The 3,646-nt window shown below is 62.8% G+C and carries 1 protein-coding gene and 1 pseudogene; both read right to left on the bottom strand.

Annotated elements, in window-relative coordinates:
• Nucleotides 1–2,020, bottom strand: a pseudogene (locus K1W69_RS26815) (hypothetical protein); the annotation flags it as partial.
• A gap of 175 nt (nucleotides 2,021–2,195) precedes the next feature.
• The coding region (locus K1W69_RS26810) for an autotransporter outer membrane beta-barrel domain-containing protein (RefSeq protein ID WP_220231564.1) at nucleotides 2,196–3,646 on the bottom strand (1,451 nt) is incomplete at its 5' end.

Here is a 3,646-nt window from a genome sequence, read left to right as displayed (position 1 = left end):
CGCCGCCGGCATCCACCGTGACCTCGATCTTGCCGCTGCTCGTTCCGCCGGAACTGGCTGCATACAGGCCGATGCCGCCGCTGCCCGAGACCGTGACGTCCGCTCCGGTGGTCAGCTTCACATCGCCCGCCGAATCCCCCGTATCGCCGCTGCCGGCGGCGCCGACGCTGCTGATTGCGGCGATCCCGTAGGCGTCCTCGCCGGTGACCTCGACCGTCCCGCCGGTGACCTCGACCGTCCCGCCGGTGACCGTGAGGGTAATCCAGTCGGCGTCTCCGCCGTCTCCGCCGGAACTCGAATCGCCGCCCGCACCGCCCTGGCTCAACGCATAGACGCCGTGCGAACCGTCGCCGCTCGCCTGAACGGTGACCGACGAGAACGAGATATCGATGGTGCCTGCGTCACCGCCCGAACCATCGCTGGCCGCGCCCGTTCCGCCGTCGCCGCCGAGGCTCGCCAGATAGATGCCGTAGGCATCTTCGCCGGATGTTGTCGCAGAAACCGTCGTCATGGTGCCGGACACATCGCCGCCGCTGCCGCCGTCGCCGCCGGTGCCGTCGCCTCTCTTGCCGCCGTCGCCGCCGTCCCCTCCGGCGCCGCCCTCGCCCAGCAGGGTGAGCGCGCCCATCGAGCCCCCGGCCCCGGTCGTCGTAACCGCGATCGAGGATGTGGAATCCATCGTCGCCGAAACCGGCGCGCTGTCGCCACCCGTCCCGCCATCCGCGCCGGAGCTGGGATCACCCTTGAAACTGCCCTCTACCGAACCTTCACTTCCGCCGTCACCGCCGGTTGAAGAGATCAGAATACCGACGGCATCGTCAGCCGACAGTGAAACCGAGACGGTAGAGCTTGTTAGCGTCAACGACGCTTCGCTCGCCGCGCCGCCGTCGCCGCCATTGCCCCATCCGGGTACGGTGCCGGCGTAATCCAGAACACCCGACAGTGTATAAGACTTGTTTCCCTCGCCGCCCGAACCGCCGGAACTTGAGATCTCAATACCGAAGAGAGCATTGCCGCTGTCGTCAGCAATACTGATCTCGCTGTCTGACAGTTTGAGCGATACAGATCCCGCATCGCCGCCCGCGCCACCGGAACCGTAGCCGTTTGTCGGGGTGTTCTTGACCTCGTTACTGCTATAGATAGCTTTTGCCAGACCGCCTTCACCGCCTTCGCCGCCTGTACTCAAAACTTCAAGTCCGGTGCCGCTGAAATCCGAGATCGAAACGTCCGTATTTGAAATAGTTGCTTCTGAATTATTGGCTGCGCCACCTGCGCCGCCCGCACCGGAATAGGCATCGCATACAGAAAAGGCACCGTCACAACGGGCTTCTCCGCCCATCCCGCCGTCACCGCCGGTGCTGGTAACGCCGATTCCGACCACAATTCCTGAAAGGTCGATACCGTAGCTACCGTCCGGATTGGACAGGTCGCTGATCGTCAGCGTCGCCGTGCTGGCAGCGCCGCCGGCGCCGCCCGATCCCCCATAGAGGTCTGAGTCGTCCCAACTGCTGCCAGTATATTCAGCTTCGCCACCGGCGCCACCGGTACCGCCGGTGCTTGACGCCGTAATGCCTATGTCGCCTTGTGTCTGACTGACGAAACCCCCGGTCATCGTAATTGACACATCCAAGGCGTCGCCGGCATTGCCCCCGTCACCGGCGGTCTCATGACGCCCGCTCTTGGATTCTCCTGTTGCCCCTTCGCCACCCGCAGACGTAACGGTCATGCTGACCGATGTGGTATCCGTTATGCCCCAGGTTTCGCTGCCGTTCGTGCCGTCGAAACTCACTGTCGCTGGAAGCGCATCCTCTCCGTCATCCCCGTCGGATGAACCATCGTCACCTGTTTCGACGAGCGAAATCGCCATTCCGTCCGAACCGCTGACGTCGTCCGTCAGATCCTGCACGATGATCTCGTCGACGGCATCCGCTTCCGTATAGCTGATGGGACCGAGATCGCTGCCGGTGCAGGTCACCACGGTTCCGCTTATGGTGCAGGCGGCCGTGGCGGGGGAAGACATCGCCGACAAAATCCATATCGCAGTAGCGCCGATCGAAAGTGTCGCCAGTTTATTGCAATGAGAACCGGACTGAATTGGCCTGCAAACAATTGTGCGCCCGCAGACCTTGGGCCCGGTCGTTATCAGTTTCTGGACTATGCACCTGGTTGACATTGTTTCCCCTGCCTGACCGTCCCTAGAACCGGATTGCGAGCTTTGCGGAGCCGCCATAGCTTGTGATGCTGTCGGAGAACTGACCGAAGCCTTCGGCCGACAGGCTGAGACGCTCCGTCGCCAGAACCTCCAGCCCCGCCGTCACGTCGAAATACGTGGTGTCGAATTCGCTGCCGATCGTGAACGGCGCAATGCCGGCCGGCGTGTCGGCGAAGGACGCCGTCGTCGATGGCGACGCATCGCCCAGGAACTGCGTCAGACCGACGGAAACGCTCGGTCGGAACAGAACCCCGTTTGCAGCCGCAATCTCACCCCCGATCTCGATCGAAGGCTGGATGCTGTAATAAGTCTGCGCATTGTCATCGATCGTCAGGCTTGCCCCGCCGGCGCCTGACTCTGTGAACCCGTTCATGTTCACATGGTCGAAACCGATGTCGACACGCGGCTTCAGATACCAGTCGCCGCGCACGAAGGCGTGCGAGGCGCTGATCTGTCCCGAGAACGTCCACAGCGTCTCGTTGCCCTGGGCAAAGTCCGAGGAATAGAGATACCGGGTGATGTCGAAGTCGCCATAGCCGCCCGTCAGCGAAGCCGACAGGAGCGTGTTGCCCATCGTGTGCTTGGCCACGACACCGCCTTGGTAGAAATTGCCGTCGCTGTCGGCAATGTCGTCCACCGAGAGTGACTGCGTTCCGATGCTGAAACCGGCGCCAATGAACCAGTCGTCCTGAAGGGCGAACTGTCCCCCGCCCTCGAACTGCCAGGCGGTCTGGTCGAACGGCCGGTTGGTATTGCTCAAAGACCGCTCCATGCCGGAGCCGCCGGCCCGCATCCAGGCGCACTGGTCCTCGTCGATGAAGCGATAGACGCCGTCCCGCACGCTGCAGCTCAAAAGAGCATCGGAGAAGCGCTGCGCCGAGAACAGCGAGGTCAGCTGGATGTCGGAGGCGATCTGCGAGGCGAAGGTGTCGAGCGCGTCGATATAGTCGTCTTCGTCGACGATATTGAGCAGGGTCGTCAGCTCCTTGCCAAGCCCGCCGTTCTCCAGGACATTCTGGAGGTGGCGTGCAACAGCCGACTGGTTGCCGTTGGCCGATCCCAGAAGGTCCTCGTCGGCGGCGTCTATATCCCAACTCAGCTTTACCGTGCCCAAATCCGAACTCACGATCGAATAGTCGGACGCCGCCGTACCGCTGACGGAGAGGCTTGAACCGATATCGTCGGTCGAGGTGGACGTAACAATGGTGGAAGTGCCGGTCGAGTCGGCGACCGAGATCAGATTAACGCTTACGGATCCGTCGAGCAGGACCACGCCCGACGGCAGATCGATCAGGTCGGTCGAGGTACCGTCGAGGTCGACCAGATAGACGCCGGTGCTCGACTGCTCGACCGCGCCGGTAATCGTACTCGTCAGCACCGACCCCGAACCGCCCGGCGACAGGGTGCCCTCATTGAGAAGGTATGCATCGTCGT

The sequence above is a fragment of the Flavimaribacter sediminis genome (assembly GCF_019492055.1).
GTDB classification, from domain to species: domain Bacteria; phylum Pseudomonadota; class Alphaproteobacteria; order Rhizobiales; family Rhizobiaceae; genus Flavimaribacter; species Flavimaribacter sediminis.
The sequence above is the reverse complement of the archived record's forward strand: the minus strand, read 5'-3'. Positions and strand labels throughout refer to the sequence as shown.